At 62.3% G+C, this 20299-nt stretch carries 23 protein-coding genes, 1 tRNA gene and 1 pseudogene; 14 read left to right on the forward strand and 11 right to left on the reverse strand.

The annotated features are described in order from the left end of the window. Positions 1-382 precede the first annotated feature (382 nt). Complete coding sequence (locus FJ970_RS18060; RefSeq protein WP_227791831.1) at positions 383-667, reverse strand: helix-turn-helix transcriptional regulator; 285 nt, start codon at positions 665-667, stop codon at positions 383-385. Positions 668-764: 97 nt separating this feature from the next. On the opposite strand from FJ970_RS18060, the gene FJ970_RS18065 reads away from it, so the two are divergent. The 4 genes from FJ970_RS18065 to FJ970_RS18080 all read left to right on the forward strand — a co-directional run bounded on the left by FJ970_RS18065 (position 765) and on the right by FJ970_RS18080 (position 2862). Continuing rightward, entirely contained in the window at positions 765-1247 is a 483-nt protein-coding gene (locus FJ970_RS18065) for a hypothetical protein (RefSeq protein ID WP_140760515.1), read from the forward strand. Next, complete coding sequence (locus FJ970_RS18070) at positions 1244-1723, forward strand: hypothetical protein (protein WP_140760517.1); 480 nt, start codon at positions 1244-1246, stop codon at positions 1721-1723. The genes FJ970_RS18065 and FJ970_RS18070 overlap by 4 nt, the downstream gene beginning before the upstream one ends. Next, positions 1720-2145 (forward strand): hypothetical protein, encoded by a 426-nt coding sequence (locus FJ970_RS18075; RefSeq protein WP_140760520.1) that lies wholly within the window; start codon positions 1720-1722, stop codon positions 2143-2145. Before FJ970_RS18070 ends, FJ970_RS18075 begins: the two co-directional genes overlap by 4 nt. Before the next feature lie 447 nt (positions 2146-2592). Beyond that, entirely contained in the window at positions 2593-2862 is a 270-nt protein-coding gene (locus tag FJ970_RS18080; protein ID WP_140760523.1) for a hypothetical protein, read from the forward strand. 374 nt (positions 2863-3236) lie between these two features. Here FJ970_RS18080 and FJ970_RS18085 read toward each other — a convergent pair. The 3 genes from FJ970_RS18085 to phaC form a co-directional block, all read right to left on the reverse strand. Beyond that, positions 3237-3311: transfer RNA gene (locus tag FJ970_RS18085), tRNA-Glu, on the reverse strand. Positions 3312-3681: 370 nt separating this feature from the next. Continuing rightward, positions 3682-4932, reverse strand: a complete 1251-nt coding sequence (locus FJ970_RS18090) for a YcbK family protein (RefSeq protein WP_140760526.1) — start codon at positions 4930-4932, stop codon at positions 3682-3684. A gap of 215 nt (positions 4933-5147) precedes the next feature. Further along, positions 5148-6983 (reverse strand): class I poly(R)-hydroxyalkanoic acid synthase, encoded by a 1836-nt coding sequence (gene phaC, locus FJ970_RS18095; RefSeq protein ID WP_140760529.1) that lies wholly within the window; start codon positions 6981-6983, stop codon positions 5148-5150. 97 nt (positions 6984-7080) lie between these two features. Here phaC and FJ970_RS18100 point away from each other — a divergent pair, with 97 nt between their 5' ends. The 8 genes from FJ970_RS18100 (at position 7081) to recJ (ending at position 14257) form a co-directional block, all read left to right on the forward strand. Beyond that, positions 7081-7470, forward strand: coding sequence for a hypothetical protein (locus FJ970_RS18100; RefSeq protein ID WP_140760532.1), 390 nt, complete (start codon positions 7081-7083; stop codon positions 7468-7470). A 44-nt stretch (positions 7471-7514) separates the two neighbouring features. Beyond that, the gene (locus tag FJ970_RS18105) at positions 7515-8732 is read left to right on the forward strand and encodes an LL-diaminopimelate aminotransferase (protein ID WP_140760535.1); all 1218 of its coding nucleotides are present in this window, start codon (positions 7515-7517) and stop codon (positions 8730-8732) included. Positions 8733-8769: 37 nt separating this feature from the next. After that, on the forward strand, positions 8770-10083 hold the full coding sequence (locus FJ970_RS18110; protein WP_140760537.1) for a homoserine dehydrogenase: 1314 nt from the start codon (positions 8770-8772) through the stop codon (positions 10081-10083). Positions 10084-10209: 126 nt separating this feature from the next. Then, a complete protein-coding gene (locus FJ970_RS18115) occupies positions 10210-10569 on the forward strand; it encodes a hypothetical protein (protein ID WP_140760539.1) in 360 nt (119 codons plus the stop codon). 72 nt (positions 10570-10641) lie between these two features. Continuing rightward, positions 10642-10809 (forward strand): Thivi_2564 family membrane protein, encoded by a 168-nt coding sequence (locus FJ970_RS18120; protein ID WP_081293949.1) that lies wholly within the window; start codon positions 10642-10644, stop codon positions 10807-10809. Between the two features lie 202 nt (positions 10810-11011). Beyond that, positions 11012-11995, forward strand: a complete 984-nt coding sequence (gene glpX / locus FJ970_RS18125; RefSeq protein WP_140760541.1) for a class II fructose-bisphosphatase — start codon at positions 11012-11014, stop codon at positions 11993-11995. 72 nt (positions 11996-12067) lie between these two features. After that, positions 12068-12292, forward strand: a complete 225-nt coding sequence (locus FJ970_RS18130) for a DUF6434 domain-containing protein (RefSeq protein ID WP_140760543.1) — start codon at positions 12068-12070, stop codon at positions 12290-12292. Between the two features lie 183 nt (positions 12293-12475). Further along, the gene (gene recJ, locus FJ970_RS18135) at positions 12476-14257 is read left to right on the forward strand and encodes a single-stranded-DNA-specific exonuclease RecJ (protein ID WP_140760546.1); all 1782 of its coding nucleotides are present in this window, start codon (positions 12476-12478) and stop codon (positions 14255-14257) included. Positions 14258-14278: 21 nt separating this feature from the next. On the opposite strand, the gene FJ970_RS18140 is transcribed toward recJ, so the two are convergent. The 6 genes and pseudogenes from FJ970_RS18140 to folE form a co-directional block, all read right to left on the reverse strand. After that, positions 14279-14836, reverse strand: a complete 558-nt coding sequence (locus FJ970_RS18140; RefSeq protein WP_140760640.1) for a dihydrofolate reductase family protein — start codon at positions 14834-14836, stop codon at positions 14279-14281. A gap of 90 nt (positions 14837-14926) precedes the next feature. Continuing rightward, a complete protein-coding gene (locus tag FJ970_RS18145) occupies positions 14927-15817 on the reverse strand; it encodes an Lpg1974 family pore-forming outer membrane protein (RefSeq protein WP_140760548.1) in 891 nt (296 codons plus the stop codon). 250 nt (positions 15818-16067) lie between these two features. After that, positions 16068-16211, reverse strand: a pseudogene (locus tag FJ970_RS18150) (transposase); the annotation flags it as partial. A gap of 5 nt (positions 16212-16216) precedes the next feature. Continuing rightward, entirely contained in the window at positions 16217-17188 is a 972-nt protein-coding gene (locus tag FJ970_RS18155) for a patatin family protein (RefSeq protein WP_140760643.1), read from the reverse strand. A gap of 84 nt (positions 17189-17272) precedes the next feature. Next, positions 17273-17734 carry a phosphoribosyl-AMP cyclohydrolase gene (gene hisI / locus FJ970_RS18160; protein WP_140760550.1) on the reverse strand — a complete coding sequence of 154 codons (462 nt, stop codon included), beginning with the start codon at positions 17732-17734 and terminating at the stop codon, positions 17273-17275. A 7-nt stretch (positions 17735-17741) separates the two neighbouring features. Next, a complete protein-coding gene (gene folE / locus FJ970_RS18165; RefSeq protein WP_140760553.1) occupies positions 17742-18404 on the reverse strand; it encodes a GTP cyclohydrolase I FolE in 663 nt (220 codons plus the stop codon). Positions 18405-18644: 240 nt separating this feature from the next. On the opposite strand from folE, the gene FJ970_RS18170 reads away from it, so the two are divergent. After that, on the forward strand, positions 18645-19091 hold the full coding sequence (locus FJ970_RS18170; protein WP_140760555.1) for an iron-sulfur cluster assembly scaffold protein: 447 nt from the start codon (positions 18645-18647) through the stop codon (positions 19089-19091). Here FJ970_RS18170 and FJ970_RS18175 read toward each other — a convergent pair. Continuing rightward, positions 19088-20002 (reverse strand): LysR substrate-binding domain-containing protein, encoded by a 915-nt coding sequence (locus FJ970_RS18175; RefSeq protein WP_140760557.1) that lies wholly within the window; start codon positions 20000-20002, stop codon positions 19088-19090. The two genes, FJ970_RS18170 and FJ970_RS18175, sit on opposite strands and share 4 nt — an antisense overlap. Before the next feature lie 93 nt (positions 20003-20095). On the opposite strand from FJ970_RS18175, the gene FJ970_RS18180 reads away from it, so the two are divergent. Then, on the forward strand, positions 20096-20254 hold the full coding sequence (locus FJ970_RS18180; RefSeq protein WP_181178689.1) for a hypothetical protein: 159 nt from the start codon (positions 20096-20098) through the stop codon (positions 20252-20254). Positions 20255-20299 lie beyond the last annotated feature (45 nt).

Below are 20299 nucleotides of genomic sequence, written 5' to 3' on the forward strand. Positions count from 1 at the left end.
CGCGCGCTGGCGGGCTTTGTCCTTTAGCGCTTCGGACCCGATCTAGCGAGGCCTCTAGCCAAAGCTTCCACACTCTCCCTCCCGGACGGCGGCTTAGGGGGAGCAAAAGCCAAAATGTCAGACCAGTTCTCAGCGTTGAGCGATTTGGGCAGGAAGACCTTTATCCGGTGCGGCGCCGGGCCATGCGAACATGAATGGGCGGTTTCGCCCTCGATCGCTTCTGTGCACAGGACGTAGCCGGCAAGTCCAGCGTGCGATGTGCTCTTACCGACGCCGCCGCTGACCGAGTCCCAATGGAGGCCGGTTACGGAAAGGAATGGATATTTCGCCGTCTGCCAATCGCTAGGATGGCGACGGACGGAAACGACAAATTCGCGGGACGTCATGATTCCACCTTCCTCAGCCTCACACCAGGGCCGCCGCCGTTTTCCGGGATGAACTCGACGCCGGCGGATTCGAGAGATTTCTTCATCGCCAACATAGTGCTGACCCTGGGATCGGGCGTCGAGCCTCGCTCGATGTTCTTGACGCTCATCTCTGAAACGCCGGATGCATCGGCCAATTGCTTTTGCGTCAAGCCAAGCATGGCCCGGGCGCCGCGAATCTGTTGGGGCGTGATCATGGAACGTCGGTATTCCTTATGAATGACTAGGACATCAATATACACCTTGCGTTTATTCGAGCAAACATTTTATATATGCGCGCCGGTCGGAAGTTGGCGCTTCCGACCGGCACTTGCCAAACCGAAGAAGGAACCTTCGATCATGACCAACCGACCTGATACCATAAATCCGTCCGTAGCCGAGGGCATCATCACCGGACGATTTTCACGCCGCGCCATGCTCGCCGGCCTTGCGTCCATACCAGCCATAGGAGGCGCTACAGCGGCCATCATTGAGCCAGAAATGACCGACGATGAATTCATGGCGCTCGATTGGGCACCATGGGAGCATCAGGAAGGGGAATTCGTCCCTCCCACGAACCAGCAATGGTACGACGAGGTCAATCCGACGCTTATCTCCATTCGGATTGCCTGGACCATCATGTACAAGACCAAGGCAGAGCTGATCGAAATGCTCGGCGGATTGGACAACGAAAAAGGCGCCGACGAAGACAAGACGATGGCTGTCGAAATGTATGAACGGATCGCCCAAGCAGCAGAACGCATCGATGCACTGCATGACGTCCTGCACGGCGCCCGCTCGCGTTTGATGATAGCGGGATTGAATGTGGGGCATACCTCATGAGCGCGCTCCTGACACGCCGCGCCGCCCTTGGCGCAATAGCCTCCATCTCGGCCACCGGAGCCGCCACGGCAGCAATCGCCACATCTGGCGAGGCAAAACCCGAGAAGTCCATGACGGCGCGCGAGCGCTACGACTTCCATCTGGCGGAACTGCACAGGGCCGCCGAGGAGATCAATCCCCGGATCGCCTACTGGGATGACATCAGCGACCTTGGAGGGAACGGCACCTCCGGCTGCCCGGTGGCCATCGTAGCCATGTGGCGCACCGGGCGATACGAAGGCGACGGGATCTATGAGGCCAAGTATTGTGGGCGCTACAAAGTCAGGCTCCAGGATGGTCTACAGGACGGAAAACGCGTGTTCACCGTCAACGCCACTCCAGACAACGGGCGGAAAGGCAGCCGCATGGTGATGACGGAGGACAAACTGGAGGGCTTTATCTGCAATCGTGTCGATGCGCCGAAGAAGGTGGCATGACCATGACAAGCCGACGAGACATCCTGAAAGCCATCCCCGCGGCAAGCTTGGCCGCGATCGTTCCAGCCGCGGCCGCCACAGTGCCGGAAACGGACGAGACCCGGGATGCGGATCTTCTGCGGCTCGAGGCGCAGTTCATCGGCGCGCTGCACTGGTGGGACCGGGCGACAGACGTGACTGCGGCAGTCGAGCTGGAATATGATGCGGGGACGTCAACCCTGGCCCGGCTACGCGAGGCCGAGGATGCCGAGGCAAGGTGCGCCGCGGTGGCCACCGCCCTTGCTGCTCAAATCCGCGATACGCGACCGAAGACCACGGTCGGTCTCATGTCGAAGCTGCGAGTCTTCGAACGCTGGAACTTCGAAGATGACGAGATCGCCCCGGCTATCATGGCGGATGCCAAGGCGATCATGGGTGGCTGACTGGCAAAATCTCAGCGTATCAAGGCCCGGCGGCTTCGGCTTCCGGGTCTTTTTTTCACGCTTGCGGTGAGACGGGGGAACGTGAAGCCAGGACGCTGGTTCTCATGTCAGGGCCTACGCATTTTCCCACCAGATATGGCCCCTTTGTCTCAGGCAACCGACGACTTCCCCGCGCCCCCCTGCCGCAGAGCGTCGGTTGCCGCCTTCCATTCACCCAGCCAGCCTCGCTTGCCAAATCTCAGCCAATAGGGACATATTCCCGGCGCGGGCGATTTCTAATTCGAGCGCATCTGATGCTCGTGTTGAAGAAAAATCGCCGGGCGAAGCCCCCAAGCCTCAAGCCCGGCGAAGTTACGTCCTGATCCCCATCAGGAGGCCGGTGGAGGAACCGGCAAATCTCTTCGGTGCAAGACAGATGCCAGCATTCTGGTCCCGAAACGAGACAGGATGTCCAAGACCATCGCCGACGCCATTCGCAGCCGTGAGACGTTCTACGTCACCTGCGGGCATCCCATGTGCAATCATTCCACCCAGCTCGACCTGGAGGCGCTAGGCGCCCGCCTGGGGCTCGACCACGGCGCCATGCACGATGACCTGGTGAAGGTGTTCCGGTGCGAGAAGTGCAAGCAGGCGGGCAGGGACCAGCGCCCGGTGTTTTTTACCTGTATCCCGGATTATGGCCGATTCGATCGGGAGAGGATGGAGAGGAAGGGCTGAGGGCCGCCGGCTTCCGGCCTTTCCTATTCCTTGGCTGGTGCCGCAGGATTGAGCGTAATCGGGAACGGGAACCTAGTGGGGACGCACCTACGAGGTTGCAAGTGCGCCCCGGAAACGAAGCATGGGGCCATTGGTGGCGGCCACAGCCAGAGTCGCCAACCTGGCGAGTCTGCTGACCGCTTCACTGCCGATGGCAACCGGCGCCGAGGGGGAAATGAGGCTTATCAGGGCACTGGTCCGACTTTGCTGGGCGTGGCTGCTTTTGCAGATGGCCAAGATGCGTCGACGCTGATTCCGTCCGCTATCGTTCGCGGGCGTATATTCGATGCTTATTCGACGCATCGACAGAAAATCAGCTAAGTGCTTGAAAGATCTGGTACGCCCAAGGGGAATCGAACCCCTGTTACCGCCGTGAAAGGGCGGTGTCCTAACCGCTAGACGATGGGCGCGCTCAGACGAAGCGGCTTATACTGGCGTTGCGCGCAGCCGGCAACCCGTTAGGTGCCGCCTTGGACAACTTTTTTCCAGCCTGTCAAATCAGCGATTTCGCGAGGCATCGGCAGGACTTGGCGATCGGCGGCGACATTAGTCGCTTCGTCATCCACGGGCGGAGCAAGGAGCATAGCGACGCAGCGCAGACCCGAGGATCCATGCCGCGACTTCAACACGTTGCTGCGTGCGGAATTCTGCTCTCGTTGCGCCCTTCGACCAAGGGCATAGCATGGATCCTCGGGTCTTGGCGACGGAGCTTCGCCCAGGGGTGACGACATGGGAAGGACTCTGGTCTGCCAACAGGTTCCGGTCCGTCAAATTTCGCTGTTAGCCGTCGTCACCGCCGCTGCGCCGGCGGCAGCGCCAGTTCCAGTCGCGCTCGGGGCCGACGTCGACATGGACCGATTCGGTGTGGCAATAGGTGCCGACGCCGCCGCGGCCGGGCATGGTCCTGATGTAATTTGCCAGCTCCCATTTGGAGACGCCGGGCACCTGGATGTCGGCGGCCGCGCAATACATGTGCAGCGAATTCTTGGCGCCGTTGGCGCGGCGATTGCGGGCCGGGTCGCGATAGCCCGAAGTGACGACCATCTTGCGACCGTAATGGCCTTCGATCGTCTTCAGCACGCGCACCAGGGACGGCTTCAGGCAGGCGACGTCCACACTCTCATTCTGCTTCAAGAGACCGTTGGGCGCCAGGCGGGCCATGCCGGCGGCGGACGCAACCTGATAGCTGCCGCCCGAGCCTTCATCCTCATTGAGGTCGACGTCGCTTTCGTCGTCGAGGCCGGATTTGCGCTTGATCTCGAACAGGGCTGTCTGGCGCACGCCGGGCAGGGCGTCGCTACCCGTGATGTGACCGGCCTCGTCACCGCCGGTCGAAGCCAACTGTATCGGTTTTGCCGTGGAATCGGCCGAGGCCAAAGTGATGATCGGCTTTGCCGCTGCCGGAGCGGGCTTGGCCTGCGCGGCAGCCTGTTCGCCCGATCGGGTGTTGACCAGCGGAGCGGGTGTTGCCGACGCTGGGGTGGCGCCAAACATCGAGGCCAGGAAGCCTTTTTTCCTCGGCGCCTCGGCTAGCGGCGCCTCACCAGCGGTCACATAGACTGGATTGTTCATCACTGGTGCCGCGACCGGCTTCGGCGCTGTCGCGGCGGCATCGGCGGCGGCGATCTTCTGGGCGACCGCGTCGGTCTGTTGCGTCGTCTGTACCGGCTGCTGCAAGGACTGCGGCGTCTGTCCCGCAATCGTTTCCGCGCCGGCCGGTATGGTGAGCGGGAAAGTGGCCCCGGGCTTGGCCATCGGCACGTAGGCAACTGTTTCGGGGAGCGCCGTGTCGCTTTCGCTCATCACGGTCGTCTGCTCCGTCGCCACCTGCGATGACGAATCGGCGGCAAGAGGCTTGCCCGTGGAGGCGGCGTGGATGTCCGATGCGGAAGCATTGTAGCCGGGCATTCCGACCGACATTGTCGGGTCGCCAGCCGATGTGCAGGAGGCCAGAAGCATCGAGCAGAGCGCTGCCACAATGGCGCGGCGTTCTCCCTTTGCGAGGCTCCATCCTGCTGATTTCAAAGTCAAATTCCCCCTCGATGCCCGGTCGGGTATATCCGTGGCGCTGACTGGTATGTCCGCGTCAGGGTGCCCTTGTCTCCGATCCGGAAACGAGACCTGTGTCAAATCAGCAAGCCTGTAAGTATTTTTGCAGCAATTGCCGAATTGCGGCTGCTTGATGGTTGACGACACCATTTCGCCCGCTTTTAGAGGGGCGTCAACTCACCAGACATTACAGTCCGTTACACGCGCACCTTGACATAGGTACCGGGAGCATCGCCCAAGGTTTTCATATGCTTGCCGGGTTTGCGGGCAGGCACGCGGGTGTTGTCCTTGGCCTCTATCCAACTTTGCCAGTGCGGCCACCAGGACCCCGGATGGTCCGTGGCAGAGGCTATCCACTGGTCGAAGTCGCCTTTCGGCGGGCCGCCGGTCCAGTACTGGTATTTGTTGGATGCGGGCGGATTGACGACGCCGGCGATATGGCCCGATCCCGCCATCACGTATTCGACCTTGCCGCCGAAGTACTTTGAACCGAGGAACACGGACAGCGCCGGGGCGATGTGATCTTCCCTGGAGGCGAGGTTGTAGATTGGGATGGTGACATCGCCGAGCGAGATCGTGTGGCCCGCAAGTTCCATCGTCCCGCGCGAGAGGTTGTTCTCGAGATAGCAGTTGCGCAGGTAGAAGGAATGGTTGGCCGCCGCCATGCGGGTCGAATCGGCGTTCCAGTAGAGCAGGTCGAAGGGCAGGGGATCCTTGCCGCGCATGTAATTGTTGACGACATAGGGCCAGATCAGGTCGCCCGAGCGCAGCATGTTGAAGGCGGTGGCCATCTTGGTGCCGTCGAGATAGCCCTTTTCGTTCATCGACTTTTCCACCGCCGCGACCTGTTCCTCGTCGACGAACACTTTCAAATCACCGGCATGGGTGAAGTCGACCTGCGTGGTGAAAAAGGTCGCAGACTTGATGCGGTCGTCGCCTTCCCCAGCCATCAGCGCCAATGCCGCCGCCAGCAGCGTGCCGCCGACGCAGTAACCTATGGCGTTGACATCGCGTTCCCCGGTCGCCTTCTCGATCGTGTCGAGACCGTATTGCAGGCCTTCCCTAATATAGGCTTCCCAGCTCTTGGCGCCGTGGCGCTCGTCCGGATTGATCCAGGAAATGACGAAAACGGTGTGGCCCTGCTCGATCGCCCAGCGGATGAAGGATTTCTGCGGGTTGAGGTCGAGGATGTAGAACTTGTTGATCCAGGGCGGGCAAATCAGCAGCGGGCGTTTCAGTACCGTCTCGGTCGCCGGATCATACTGGATGATCTCGGCGACATCGCTGCGGCCGACCACCTTCCCGGGCGTGGTGGCGATGTTCCTGCCGATCTCGAAGGGCGAATAGTCGGCCTGGCGCAATTTCAGGTCGCCCTTGCCGGCGGCGATGTCCTCGGCCAGCATCTTCATGCCGCGCACCAGGTTTTCGCCGTTGGAGGCGACGGTTTCGCGAAACAGTTCCGGATTGGTCAGGATGAAATTGGATGGCGAGATAGCGTTGGATACCTGCTTGACGTAGAAGCTCGCCTTGTGGCGAGTATGCTCGTCGAGGCCTTCGGCGTGGTCGACCAGCTCGGACGCCCAGCGCGAGGTGACGAGATAGGCCTGCTTGAGGAAATCGAAGAACGCGTTGCGGCCCCATTCCGGATCCTGGAAGCGCTTGTCGCCGCGCTCCGGCTTGACGGCATCGTCGGCACCCTCGGCGTTGGGGCTGACGCGCTGGATGGCATTCGCCCAAACCGTCATATAGCCGGCGAACAGCCGCGTCTGCGCTTCGAGCGCTCGCTGCGGATCGGCAAGCCAGTATTCGCTGAGCTTGGAGAAGGTCTTGACCATGTCGACGACCGGCTCGGCGACATGGTCGCGCACCTCACCTTTTTCGCGCGGTTCGGCCCAGGCGGACGCCGCCTTACCGGCCTGCTCGATCATCCGCGCCATGTTCAGCGCGAAGCGTTCCGGGTCCTTCACCAGATATTGCTCGACCGTCGAAGGTCCGCCATCTTCCGCTTTGCCCGAATCGGGTGTTTTGGACATGGTTCGCGGGGTTCCTCCGGAAGCGTTTTCTTGACATATTAACATGGGACATCCGACAGGGTCCAATCTCGCTTACCCCGGCTGCCAAGGAAACAATATGACGATTAAGTTTGGCGAGACTGTTTTTTTCGGTGCCGGCCACTTTTGCCGCATCGGCGCGGCCGTCATGCTCCTGGGCGTTGCCGGATGCTCGAGCACGAATACCGGTGGTCCGGTGCCGATGGCCACCGACGCGGGTCCGAAGGATACCGGCACCTTCCCGAACCTCAACATCCCGCCGCAAGTGGCGGCGAAACAATTCACCGAGGCCGAGAAGAACGCCAAGCTCGCCCAACTGAAGGCCGACGAGAACGGGCAAGGCGCCAAGGGCGGCGCGGCCGTCAGCAACCAGGCGGCGTTGACCGATCTCGCCAAGAAACATGGTCCGCAGACGCTGAAGCAGATCGAAGGCAAATGCGACCCGGCCCTCGACCCTACCTGCAAATGAGTATATAGCGCGCGCCCAACGCTCCCTTGCTGTCTGGAACTGCCATGGAAGAATTTCACAAGGTCCGCCGGCTTCCGCCTTACGTGTTCGAGCAGGTCAACAGGCTCAAGGCCAGCGCCCGTTCGCGAGGTGCCGACATCGTCGACCTCGGCATGGGCAATCCGGACCTGCCGACGCCCAAGGCCATCGTCGACAAATTGTGCGAGGTCGTGCGCGATCCGCGTACGCACCGCTATTCCTCGTCGCGCGGCATTCCTGGCCTGCGCCGCGCCCAGGCCAACTACTATGCCCGCCGCTTCGGCGTGAAGCTCAACCCCGACACCCAGGTGGTGGCCACGCTTGGTTCGAAGGAAGGCTTCGCCAACATGGCGCAGGCGATCACCGCGCCCGGCGACGTGATCCTGTGTCCCAACCCGACCTATCCGATCCATGCCTTCGGCTTCATCATGTCGGGCGGCGTTATCCGCTCGCTGCAGGTCGAGCCCGATGACGGTTTCATTCCCGCGCTCGAGCGCGGCGTCCGCCACTCGATCCCGAAGCCGCTGGCGCTGATCCTCAACTATCCGTCGAATCCGACGGCGTTGGTCGCCTCGCTCGATTTCTACAAGGATGTGGTGGCCTTCGCCAAGAAGAACGACATCATCATCCTGTCCGACCTTGCCTATTCGGAAATCTACTTCGACGGCAATCCGCCGCCTTCCGTGCTGCAGGTTCCGGGCGCCATCGACGTCTGCGTCGAGTTCACCTCGATGTCGAAGACCTTCTCCATGCCCGGCTGGCGCATGGGCTTCGCGGTCGGCAATGAACGGCTGATCTCGGCGCTGACCCGGGTCAAATCCTATCTCGATTACGGTGCCTTCACGCCGATCCAGGTGGCGGCCGCGCACGCGCTCAATGGCGACGGCGCCGATATCGCCGAGGTGCGTGACATCTATCACAAGCGCCGCGACGTGATGGTCGATGCGTTTGGCCGCGCTGGATGGACAATTCCGGCGCCAGCGGCGTCGATGTTCGCCTGGGCGCCGATCCCGGAGCCGTTCCGGCATCTGGGTTCCCTCGAATTCTCCAAGCTGCTCATCGAGCATGCCGACGTTGCGGTGGCGCCCGGTGTCGGTTTCGGCGAGCATGGCGATGATTTCGTGCGCGTGGCGCTGGTCGAAAACGAGCACCGGATCCGCCAGGCGGCGCGCAACATCAAGCGCTTCCTGTCTACCAGCGCCAAGCAGCCCAACAATGTGGTGCCGCTTTCCGCCCACCGGTAAATACAAATTCGATCTGATTTGAGGGGCGCCGCTTTCCATGGCTGAAGCACTGCGTGTTGGAATTGCCGGACTTGGCACGGTCGGTGCATCGGTGGCGCGCGTGTTGCGCGACAAGGCGGCGGAGCTGACCCGCCAATGCGGGCGCGACATCATCGTGTCGGCGGTTTCGGCACGCGACCGGAAACGCGACCGTGGCATCGATCTGAGCGCCGCAAAATGGTTCGACGATCCGATGGAGATGGCCCAGACCGGCGAGATCGACGTTTTCGTCGAGCTGATCGGCGGCGATGAGGGGTCGGCGCGCGCCTCAGTGAAGGCGGCTCTCGAAGCTGGCCGCCATGTCGTCACCGCCAACAAGGCGCTGCTTGCCAAGCATGGCGTGGCGCTTGCCGAAATCGCCGAGAAGAAGGGCGTGCTGCTCAACTACGAGGCCGCGGTGGCGGGTGGCATTCCCGTCATCAAGACGATGCGCGAAGCGATGGCCGGCAACTCGGTCAACCGTGTGTTCGGCATTCTCAACGGCACCTGCAACTATATCCTGACCCGCATGGAGGCCGAGGGCGTCTCCTTCGACGTCGTACTGAAGGACGCGCAGCGGCTGGGTTATGCCGAAGCCGATCCGACCTTCGACATCGAGGGCCACGACACCGCGCACAAGCTGTCGATCCTGACCAGCCTTGCCTTCGGCACCAAGATCGCGGCGAACGACATCTATATGGAAGGCATTTCCAACATTACCCAGGCCGACATCCGTGCGGCAGGCGATCTCGGCTACCGGATCAAGCTGCTCGGCGTCGCCCAGCGCACGGAGAGCGGCATCGAGCAGCGCGTGCATCCGACCATGGTGCCGACGGCTTCCGTCATCGCGCAGGTGCATGGTGTCACCAATGCGGTGGCGATCGAGACCGATATTCTGGGCGAATTGCTGCTCTCCGGTCCCGGCGCCGGCGGCAATGCCACCGCCTCGGCGGTCATCGGCGACATCGCCGACATCGCCAAGAGCCGGCCCGGCTTCCAGCATGGTCCCGTCTTCGGCCGGCCGGCGAAGGAGCTGAAACCTTACAAGAAGGCGCAGATGCGCAGCCATGCCGGCGGCTACTTCATCCGGCTGACCGTGCATGACCGTATCGGCGTGTTCGCGGCGATCGCCAAGCGCATGGCCGACAACGATATTTCCCTGGAATCGATCGTCCAGCACGCGGTCAGCGGCGAGGCGGCGGCGCAGAAGACGGTGATCCTCGTCACCCACGAGACCACCGAGGCCGCCGTGCGCAAGGCCGTCGACGGCATCACCAAGGACGGCCATCTGACCGACAAGCCGCAGGTCATCCGCATCGAGCGGGCAGGGTAGCAGCAGCCTCGTCGTCGCGGAGCATAACCACCGGCGACGCATCTCCGTTCTGTGAGGATTCCGCTGCGCCCGGAACGAATTGGCGTCGGCACCGTTCTCTTGGTCAGCAACCAAGGGAGCCGCTTCATGGCTGATACCAACAAATCCGGCCCTCCTGACATCGAGGATATCCAGAAGACGCTGGAAAAGCAGATCGCCGACCTGCGCAAGGAGATCACCAAGATCAACAAGAGCATTTCGGCGCGCAGCGCGGAAATGCTCGATGACGCCAGCGAACAAGCGTCGGATTTCTACGATACAGCCGCTTCCCGCGCCTCGCGGACAGCGCAGCAGTTGCGCAGCCAGGCTCAGTCCGTTTCAGAAGCCGCGCGCGAAAATCCCGGCACGACGACCGCAGTGATTGGCGTGATTGGCCTGCTCGGCTTCCTGGCCGGGATTGCCGTCGGCCAGTCGATGAACGACACGCCGCGCCGCTGGTACCATTAGCTGCAAGGCGGCCAGATTGGCCGGCCGCATCATCTCGCTACGTTTCAACATGTTCGTCTCGGGGAGGGTATCATGGCGTCGTCCATGCTGATCGGCATTCTCATTACATTCCTGGTCATTATCCTGGTTCTGTATCTCGTCCAGCGCCTGCCGCTCGACGCCAGGATGAGGCAGATCGTGCAGATCATAGTCATCATCATCGGCATTATTTCGCTGCTCAAATACCTCGCGGTATTCTAGGCCGCGAAGGACGGCAATTTCCTGTTTCGAGCCGGCCTGGCTCGTTTCAAGCCGGGCCGGCATTGTTTCAAGAATGCGGTTCAATCGATTGATATTGCTATCCTTTCGATAAAACTGCCGGCCGGTCTTGCCGTTGTCATGCTCGTTTGACAAAACAGGCGCGCCTCCGGCGGGAGGCGGCATCAAACGAGGATTTGCCGAAATGAATGTGGCCCAGAACATCGTCGCCGGCCTTGACCGGATACTCACCATGGAACTGGTGCGCGTCACCGAACGGGCCGCCGTCGCGGCCGCCCGGCTGCGTGGCCGCGGCGACGAAAAAGCTGCCGACCAGGTCGCCGTCGACGCCATGCGCGAGGAGCTTAATCGCCTCGCCATCAAGGGCACGGTGGTGATAGGCGAGGGCGAGCGGGACGAGGCGCCGATGCTCTATATCGGCGAGGAGGTCGGGACCGGCCAAGGCCCGGCGGTCGATATCGCGCTTGATCCGCTCGAAGGCACGACGATCTGCGCCAAGAACCTGCCGAACGCACTCGCGGTGATCGCGATCGCCGAAAAGGGCAGCCTGCTGTTCGCGCCCGACGTCTACATGGACAAGATCGCGGTCGGTCCGGGTTACGCCGAAGGCGTCATCGACATCGATGCCACGCCGGCCGACAACATCGCCAGCCTCGCCCGGGCGAAGGGCGTCACTGTGTCCGATATCACCGCCTGCATCCTCGACCGGCCGCGCCACGCCAAGCTGATCGACGCCGTGCGTGCCACCGGCGCCGCGATCCGGCTGATCGGTGACGGCGACGTCGCCGGCGTCATCCACACCACCGACCCGGAAGAAACCGGCATCGACATCTATCTCGGCACCGGAGGCGCACCGGAAGGCGTTCTGGCCGCGGCCGCCCTGCGCTGCACCGGCGGCCAGATGCTAGGCCGGCTGATCCTCGATACGCCTGAGAAGGTGGCACGCGCGGCAAAGATGGGCATTGCCGATCCGAAGCGGGTTTATCGAGCCGAGGACATGGCGCGCGGCGATGTGCTGTTCGCGGCCACCGGCGTTACCGACGGCAATATGCTGGCGGGCGTCAAGTTCGGCCGCACATACATCACCACGCACACGATCGTCTTGCGCTCCTCGTCGCGCACCGTGCGGGAGATCAAGGCCCGGCACCAGGATCTGGATAAGTTCTAGACCTGCTTGCGAAGCCGTGCGTCAGTTGTTAGCCATTGGCTGCATCTGAACCTGGCCGCGCAAGGACTAACGATGAAGGTGTTCGACTGGCACGCGGATCCGATTTCGCGTGCCACTCCTGTCACGAAATCCTATCGCAACACCCAGAACGTGCGCCGCTTTCTCACCCGCGAATGCGGCGACATGTTCAGGTTCGACCGACCCTTCATGGCCTGGCTCGAGGACCGTCGGGAGAAGACTATGGGAGATGCAGCCGACGAGTGGGTCCGGCGCCAGGCTGAAAAGCGGAAAGCGTAGTTTGAAGTCTTCTGCGATGCCTACTGCCGCTAACCGCTTGGCTTTGCCGGCCTTTGGCCCTGAAGCGCGTCGCGTTAACACGGCGCTTCAGGGTGTTGTTTGTGCATGCCGTTATCCCAAAACCGCTGCGCACTTTTGGGCGACATGCATTATCCTGCGGCCAACCATGACTTGGCAAAGCGTATGATGGGCGAAAGGCGCGTCTTCCTCGATGTCAGGCAGTCGGCCACCGGTCTCTCCTGGGAGCACCGCCTGACCGAACGGCAGGACATGATCGCGCTCGCCATTGCGCAGGGCCATGGCGTGCCCGACATCGTCGCGCGCGTTCTTGCCGGACGCGGCGTTGCTGCCGATGAGACCGAGCGGTTTCTCGATCCGACGATCCGTGACCTGTTGCCGAATCCGGCCTCGTTGACCGACATGGACAAGGCCGCCATCCGCATTGCCGCCGCCGTCGTTGCCCGGGAGAAAATAGCGATCTTCGGCGATTACGACGTCGATGGCGCGGCCTCGTCGGCCTTGCTGAAGCGGTTTCTCGCGCATTTCTCGGTGCCGTCCGAAATCTATATCCCGGATCGTATTTTCGAGGGCTACGGTCCCAATCCCGATGCCATGCGCGAACTGGTCTCGCGCGGCGCAACGTTGATCGTCACCGTCGATTGCGGCACCAACAGCGCCGCCTCCGTCGAGGCAGCCAACGAGGCGGGCGCCGATGTCGTGGTGCTGGACCACCACCAGGTTGGCGGCGCGCTGCCGGCGGCGCATGCCGTCGTCAATCCAAACCGCGACGACGACCTTTCCGGGCAGGGCCATCTCTGTGCCGCCGGCGTGGTCTTTCTCGCTCTGGTGCAGACCGCGAAAGTGCTGCGCGCGATGACCGGCGCCACGCCGCCGGATCTGCTCTCCTTGCTCGATCTCGTGGCGCTTGCCACCGTCTGCGACGTGGTGCCGCTCACGGGCGTCAACCGCGCCTTCGTCGTCAAAGGGCTGCAAGTCGCGCGCCAACAGAAGAATGAAGGGATGGCTGCCCTTGCGCGGGTGTCGCGCATCGGCGAACCGATCGGCACCTTCCATCTCGCCTATCTGATCGGCCCGCGCATCAATGCGGGCGGGCGCATCGGCGATGCGGCGCTCGGCAGCCGGTTGCTTGCAACGGACGATCCGGTCGAGGCGCTGACCATCGCCGAGACGCTCGACCGGCTGAACCAAGAACGGCAACTGATGGAACAGGAGATGCTCGCCGCCGCGCGCGCCGAGGCCGATGCCGAGCTCGCGGGCGGCAGCGGCCCGGCGATCGTCGTCACCGCCAGCAACAACTGGCATCCCGGCATTGTCGGCCTGCTTGCTTCACGACTGAAGGATCACGCACGACGGCCGGCTTTCGCCATCGCCTTCAACGCCAACGGCACCGGTACCGGTTCGGGCCGTTCGGTGTCGGGTTTCGATCTTGGCCGGCTGGTGCGCGAAGCCGCCAATGCCGGGCTCATCATCAAGGGCGGCGGCCATGGCATGGCCGCCGGCATCACCGTGGAGCGCGCAAGGTTGGGCGAGCTCAGGGCCTTCTTCGAGGAGCGGGCGGCCGCCGACGTTTTCCGGTTGCAGGATGAGGAGAGCCTGGCGATCGACGGCGCTCTTGCCGCGGAAGGCGCGACGCTCGGCCTGCTCGACGCGCTGGAGAAGGCGGGGCCTTTCGGCGCCGGGCATGTCGCGCCGGTATTCGTGCTGCCACGCCATCGGCTGGTCGATATCAGGCCGGTCGGCACCAACCATATTCGCGCCGACTTGCAGTCGGAGAGCGGCGGCCGCATCCAGGCGATCGCCTTTCGCGCCGTCGACACCGTGCTTGGCGAATTCCTGTTCAAGAACCGCGGCAAGACGATGCATGTCGCCGGCTCGCTGTCGGGCAATCACTGGAACGGCAACCGCACGGTGCAGTTTCGCATCATCGACGCCGCACGCGCGTAGCCGCGGCGGAAACCGGGCAATTCAGCCGGCCGGCGCATAACGCAGCAACGTCACGCCCTGGGTAAGACTTTCCGTGCCGAGCGGTTTCAGCGCCAGCGACAGGCCGGGTTGGAAATATGGCTTGCCGCCACCCAGCACCACAGGATGCATATAGAGCCGGTATTCGTCGACAAGACCGGCCCGTGCCAGAGAGGCTGCAAGATCGGCGCCGCCGAGAATGACGAGGCCACCGGTCTGCTCCTTGAGGGATCGTACCGTGTTCTCGGCATCGCCACTCACCAGGCGGGCATTGAGCCCGACTTGCCGAAGCCTGGTCGAGAAGACGATCTTCGGCGTTTCGCGCCATGCATGGGCAAAATCCCGCCCGACCTCGTCGGCGCCGGTCGCGCGCTCAGGGCTGTCCCAGAAGCGCATCGTTTCGTACATGCGCCGTCCCGCGAGCACGGCGGAGGCCTGTCTCATCATGTCGTTGAAATGCTGGTGCAGCTCCGTCTCGGGCACCGGCAAGCCGATGTCCTCGTCCGATCGGGCGATATAGCCGTCCAACGACGTCAGCATGGAATAGACAATCCTGGCTATCGGCAACTCCGCTTCGGTTGGCCTTCGTGCTCCCAAAGATCGCCGAAATCGTACTCGTAGTGAAAGCGCCCCGACGCCCCCGGCGTCCGATCAGTAGTTGAACGAAATACGCGCAAACGGCCCGTGGGTGAGTTGGCTGGCTTTACCCGCCGGTACTGTGTTGGCGTCATAGAAGTTCTTGTAGCCGACGCCGTACAGATATTCGAGCTGATAACCTGCCCCAAGCTTTACCCCAGGAGCGAACTCCCATGCCAGTCCGGTCTTGAGACCGACGGTTGCAAAGGTGCGACTTTCGGAAAACTCTTCCAAGCCACTACCATAGTCTCTCTTTGCCTTGATCTTTCCAAACAGAACGGAAGCGTCGGCCGATCCAAAGAAGCTTAATTGAGCGCCTAGAGGTTTGGACACATCCATGCCGAGACGCGGGCCGATGCCCCATGAAGTCTCGGTTGCGGTAAAGACTGGAGGTTCGTTGTCTGTAAAGTCCGCGCCATAGTGCTGATAACGCAGTCCCGCAAACGGGCGCAGGGACCAGTCGTCCTGCTGCAGGTGGTATCCTGCCTCAACGTCCGCATTCCAGTACCGCCCACCGCTGAACTGCCAGCCATAGAGATCGTCGTTGATCCGACCAGCGGACTGCTCCAAATAGCTGTAGCTCGCCGCCATGTCCCAGGCATCGTTGATGCGGTATCCCAACTTCGCCGCCCCATAACCGCCGTCGCCGGTGCGTGCTTCGTCGTAGTTGCCGGTCTCAAACTCCTGCGTTTGGCTGTTGGCCCGAAAGACGTACCCGCCCTCAACATAACCGAACCACGACGCGACCGGTATCGACTGGGCGACTGCCTGCAAATCCGCAGCCATCGCCGTGCCTGTGGCGAGCAACACCGAAGATAGCGCAAACAGAATCGATTTCATGAAAATTCCCACTAGGCTTTTTGCCTGTAACACTTGCCGCCGAAACTGAATATTGTTTTTCTGCAACACTCGCTCCAGAGCCACTCAGTGACCGCCGGAAGGGAGCGGTACATCGAGCTAGACTCATGGAAATGCCGCCGATGAAATGCTGCCGGCACTTCCGATGGGCACATCATCGATCCTAAGAAGGTGATCGAAATCTCGCAATCGATGTGACGGACAAACTTAGCCGCCTTGATTCACGGCGATGAGCTTTTGGCGGCCTGAAGCGGTGATCTGGCCGCCGTTGCGGTGCTTTTTGGCAAGCCTCATCGCAGCGCAGGCCCCACATCAGCCAATAGGCGCCGGTATGCAGGAACAACCGGAACTGGTTGGCCGTCGCTCTTGTGCAGGATGTGCGGTCGGCGGCGAGATGCGTTTTCCTAGACTTGATGTGGTTCTCGACCGCTCCGCGTCGGCACTAGTCTAGGCGAGAACCGTCTGCAGCCGCGTCAGTTCGCCGATCTGCGCCATCGTCGCCTGGTAGCCGAGCTGGATCGCCTCGTCGGCCCGGTGGAATTCGGTGAGGCCGATATGGCTGAGCTTGGGCTGCAGCGACATGTCGGGCGGATCGCCGGCAAGTCTCGCCCGTGAAATGCGATCCTGGATGATGTTGAAGGCCTCGACCATCACGCCGGTGATGCCCAGACGCGTCTGGTGCGATTGGTGCTGGGCGCCGACTTGGTCGGGCCTTGGCGCATCCTTTTCGATAATCAGTTCGCCGGCACTGTGCTTGATCACGGCGGCGCGGCCGAACAGGTCGTAGTGGAGGTTGACGGCCACGACGAGCGGCTGCTCGTAGGCGCGGCAGACCGAAACGGGCACCGGATTGACCAGCGCTCCGTCGACCAGCACGCGGCCGTTGCAATCGACCGGCTCGAACACGCCCGGCAGCGCGTAGGACGCGCGCATGGCCGTGATCAGCGAGCCGCTCGACAGCCAGATCTCGTGGCCGGTGCGGATTTCCGACGCGACGCAGACGAATGGCTTGCGCAAATCGTCGAAGCGGATACCGGCCACGTGCTCGCGCAGACGCGCATCCAGTTTCATGCCGCCGAAGAGGCCGCTGCCGCGCAGGTTGAGATCGAGCAGGCCGAAGATTCGCCGTCTGGTGAGGCTGCGGGCGAACTCTTCCAGCTCATCCAGTTTGCCGGCGAGATAACAGCCGCCGACGAGCGCACCGATCGAGGTGCCGGCGATCATGGAAACTTCGATGCCGGCTTCATCGAGCGCGCGCAGCACGCCGATATGAGCCCAGCCTCTGGCGCAACCGCCGCCGAGCGCGAGCGAAATGCCGGTTTTCTTCGGGGATTTTGCTTCGGATGCGCCGCCGGCCGAGGACAGGCCGTTGGCCTCCCTGACGTCTGGTCTGTTACGCGATGACGCCCATTCGAGCATCATGATCTCCCTTGTCCCGAGGCTAATATACGAATGGGCCGTATCGAAATGATGAATCTGAGTGGTCGGTGTGAGGCAGAAGGTTCAAGCTGGTGGCTTCCGATACATGTTTTCCGCATCGAACAGCGGTTTACTGCCGTCGTCGGCAAGCGTCGCCTTGCCGTCAATCAGCCCCACCGTCCGATAAAAGCATGAACGTCGGCCAGTGTGACAAGTTGCGTCGTGGCCCAATACTTTGACGCGCAACCATATCGCGTCCTGGTCACAATCCGTGAGCATCTCGATGACGTGCTGGAAATTGCCCGACGTTTCGCCCTTCTTCCAGAGCGTGTTGCGCGAGCGCGACCAGTAGTGGGCGATGCCTGTCTCCAGCGTCAGCGCCAGCGCCTGCGCATTCATATGCGCGACCATCAGCAGCATGCCGTCGGCGGCGTCGGTGACAACGACGGTGACAAGACCGGCGGCATCGAAGCGCGGCGAGAACACCGCGCCTTCCTCCAGATTTTTCTTATTTGATGGGGCTTTCGGAAATTCCAGTGCCGACATTGCCGGTCTATTTTCCTGTTGACCATGACGTCGGTAAGGGGCTTACGCCGCGTACCATGGTGACAAAACGAACCTGCTCTTCGGGCGTATCCTTGAAGACGCCGGTGAAGGTGGAGGTCAGCGTGGTTGAGCCCTGCTTGCGGATGCCGCGCATGGCCATGCACATGTGCTCGGCCTCGATCATGACCGCGACGCCGCGCGGGTTGAGCACGTCCTGGATGACACCGGCAATCTGCGCGGTCAGGGCTTCCTGCGTCTGCAGGCGGTGGGCGAAGATATCGACGACGCGCGCGATCTTGGACAGGCCGACGACCTTGCCGTCCGGCAAATAGCCGACATGCGCCTTGCCGATGATCGGCACCATGTGGTGCTCGCAATGCGAGTGGAACGTGATGTCCTTGACGATGACCAGGTCGTCGTAGCCGGCGACCTCCTCGAAGGTACGGCCGAGCTCGTCCGCCGGGCACATGTCATAGCCGCCGAACATTTCACGGTACGCCTTGGCCACGCGCTTGGGGGTGTCGATCAAACCCTCGCGATCGGGATTGTCGCCGGTCCAGCGCAGCAAGGTGCGCACGGCGGCCTCGACTTCGGCTTCGCTCGGGCGGTCGGTGACCGGCTTTTCCATATAGGCGGACTGGGGCATGAGTTTCTTGATGACGGCATCCATAAAAGGCGTCTCCCGTAGTCCCTCTCTCAGGAGGAACGAGTTGAACGGACCACGACCTTTCGGTGTCGGAAACTCGCCCCGTTTCCAGCCCCGTAAGCGGCGTGAACTTCCCGGCAAGGACAGTGGCGTTCGCCGCCTTGTCGATACCGGACTGCCAGCATTATATATGGTCGTGCCGAGCGAATGAAAGACGCAACAACGGCAATCGCTGTTCGCTTGGCGGCGACAGATTGGAAAATAATGATCAACGACGTCTACAACGCGAAAATTCTCGGTTTTGCCGGAAACATCGCCCGCATCGGCCGGCTCGATCATCCCGACGCGACCGCGAAGGCGCATTCGAAGCTGTGCGGATCGACCGTTACCGTCGACCTCAAGATGGTGGACGGCGTGGTCACCGACTTTGCCCACGACGTGAAAGCCTGCGCACTCGGACAGGCATCGTCCTCGATCATGGCGCAACATGTCGTCGGCGCCAGTGCCGAGGAATTGCGCGCGGTACGCGAGACCATGCTGAAGATGCTGAAGGAGAACGGTGCGCCGCCGGAAGGCCGCTTCGCCGACCTCAGCTATCTGGAGCCGGTGCGCGACTACAAGGCGCGGCATGCGTCGACCATGCTGACCTTCGACGCCGTGGTCGACGCCATCGGCCAGATCGAGAAGAAACGCGCCGACGAAGCGGCTTAGCGCCCGCCTGAATCGCGCCTGCTTTCGGCGAACTCGCCTCTGACCCAATCGGCGAACGCTGCGGCTGGCTCAGACAAATCGCTCAAACGCCTGGCCACCAGCCAATAGGCGCCGGACGCGACATCGACGTCGAACGGCTTGACCAGCGTCCCGGTTGCCAGCTCTTCGCCAATCTGCAGGAGATCGCCCAGCGCCACGCCGTGCCCAAGCAGCGCGGCCTGCTTCGAGAGCGATGCGTCTGCAAGCATCGGGCCGCGCGCGGGCACGGCATCTGCGGGCACGCCGGCGGCCTCGAACCAGCGCGCCCAACCCTGGCGGTTTTCCTCATGCAAAAGCGTGAAACGAACAAGGTCGGCCGGCTTCTCGAGGGCTGGGCCTGATGAAAGCAGTGTCGGCGACAGAACCGGCGAATCCACTGTCGAGGCCAGCCGCTCGGCCTCGCTACGGGGCCATGACGCCGCGCTCGAGCTGAAACGCAAGGCAAGTTCGGGCTGGTCGCCACGGAACTCGATCAGCCTTGGGTCGACTTCGAGAGAGACGTCGATGTCCGGCCGCAACTGCCGGAACCGGTTGAGCCTCGGCACCAGCCACACCGCTGCAAGCGAAGGTTCGACGCTGACGCGAACCACGGACTGGGCCGGCGTGACGGCCAGGTCACCGAGCAGGCGGTCGATCGCATCGAAACTTCTGACCAGTTGAGCAAGCAGCCGCCGGCCGGCATCCGTCAGTTCGACGCGGCGATGGTGCCGTTCGAAAAGTGGTTGGCGCAGGAAGGTTTCGAGCTCGCGGATCTGCCGGCTGATCGCCGCCTGCGAGACGAAAAGCTCCTCGGCGGCCTTGCTGAAGCTCAAATGCCGCCCCGCCGCCTCGAAGCTCCTCAATGCAGTCAGGGGCAGGCGTCCACGCTTCATTTTCGCATAACCCAGGATTATCCGAAGCGGAAATTATACTCGTTTGAAGGCGAAGGCCAGCAGCGGTCTAATCCCGTCAATGGAGACACGACCATGATGCAGTTCCTGAACATTCTCGGCGATGTCATGCGGGTCGCGACGTTTCAATGGCGTGATGAAAGACGCGATGCAAGGCATCACGAAGAGTGGGTTCACCCTGGCCGGTGGGCACCGCCGGCCGACCGGCAGCCATTTCGCCGTTACCGCCCGTGACGGCAGGGCGAACGGGATTGCGTTCTTTGGCGCAAGCTCACATCT

This window comes from Mesorhizobium sp. B2-1-8, from assembly GCF_006442545.2.
Taxonomy (GTDB): Bacteria; Pseudomonadota; Alphaproteobacteria; order Rhizobiales; family Rhizobiaceae; genus Mesorhizobium.

Bases quoted from the DNA above. Each gene is read 5' to 3' on its own strand.
- FJ970_RS18130 (WP_140760543.1), top strand. From the start codon at position 12,068: ATGAAGGTGTTCGACTGGCACGCGGATCCGATTTCGCGTGCCACTCCT.
- FJ970_RS18065 (WP_140760515.1), top strand. From the start codon at position 765: ATGACCAACCGACCTGATACCATAAATCCGTCCGTAGCCGAGGGCATC.
- FJ970_RS18070 (WP_140760517.1), top strand. From the start codon at position 1,244: ATGAGCGCGCTCCTGACACGCCGCGCCGCCCTTGGCGCAATAGCCTCC.
- FJ970_RS18120 (WP_081293949.1), top strand. From the start codon at position 10,642: ATGGCGTCGTCCATGCTGATCGGCATTCTCATTACATTCCTGGTCATT.
- FJ970_RS18115 (WP_140760539.1), top strand. From the start codon at position 10,210: ATGGCTGATACCAACAAATCCGGCCCTCCTGACATCGAGGATATCCAG.
- folE (WP_140760553.1), bottom strand. From the start codon at position 18,404: ATGGATGCCGTCATCAAGAAACTCATGCCCCAGTCCGCCTATATGGAA.
- FJ970_RS18110 (WP_140760537.1), top strand. From the start codon at position 8,770: ATGGCTGAAGCACTGCGTGTTGGAATTGCCGGACTTGGCACGGTCGGT.
- FJ970_RS18075 (WP_140760520.1), top strand. From the start codon at position 1,720: ATGACCATGACAAGCCGACGAGACATCCTGAAAGCCATCCCCGCGGCA.
- FJ970_RS18175 (WP_140760557.1), bottom strand. From the start codon at position 20,002: ATGAAGCGTGGACGCCTGCCCCTGACTGCATTGAGGAGCTTCGAGGCG.
- FJ970_RS18180 (WP_181178689.1), top strand. From the start codon at position 20,096: ATGATGCAGTTCCTGAACATTCTCGGCGATGTCATGCGGGTCGCGACG.
- FJ970_RS18155 (WP_140760643.1), bottom strand. From the start codon at position 17,188: ATGCTCGAATGGGCGTCATCGCGTAACAGACCAGACGTCAGGGAGGCC.
- phaC (WP_140760529.1), bottom strand. From the start codon at position 6,983: ATGTCCAAAACACCCGATTCGGGCAAAGCGGAAGATGGCGGACCTTCG.
- FJ970_RS18105 (WP_140760535.1), top strand. From the start codon at position 7,515: ATGGAAGAATTTCACAAGGTCCGCCGGCTTCCGCCTTACGTGTTCGAG.
- hisI (WP_140760550.1), bottom strand. From the start codon at position 17,734: ATGTCGGCACTGGAATTTCCGAAAGCCCCATCAAATAAGAAAAATCTG.
- glpX (WP_140760541.1), top strand. From the start codon at position 11,012: ATGAATGTGGCCCAGAACATCGTCGCCGGCCTTGACCGGATACTCACC.
- FJ970_RS18100 (WP_140760532.1), top strand. From the start codon at position 7,081: ATGACGATTAAGTTTGGCGAGACTGTTTTTTTCGGTGCCGGCCACTTT.
- recJ (WP_140760546.1), top strand. From the start codon at position 12,476: ATGATGGGCGAAAGGCGCGTCTTCCTCGATGTCAGGCAGTCGGCCACC.
- FJ970_RS18170 (WP_140760555.1), top strand. From the start codon at position 18,645: ATGATCAACGACGTCTACAACGCGAAAATTCTCGGTTTTGCCGGAAAC.
- FJ970_RS18080 (WP_140760523.1), top strand. From the start codon at position 2,593: ATGTCCAAGACCATCGCCGACGCCATTCGCAGCCGTGAGACGTTCTAC.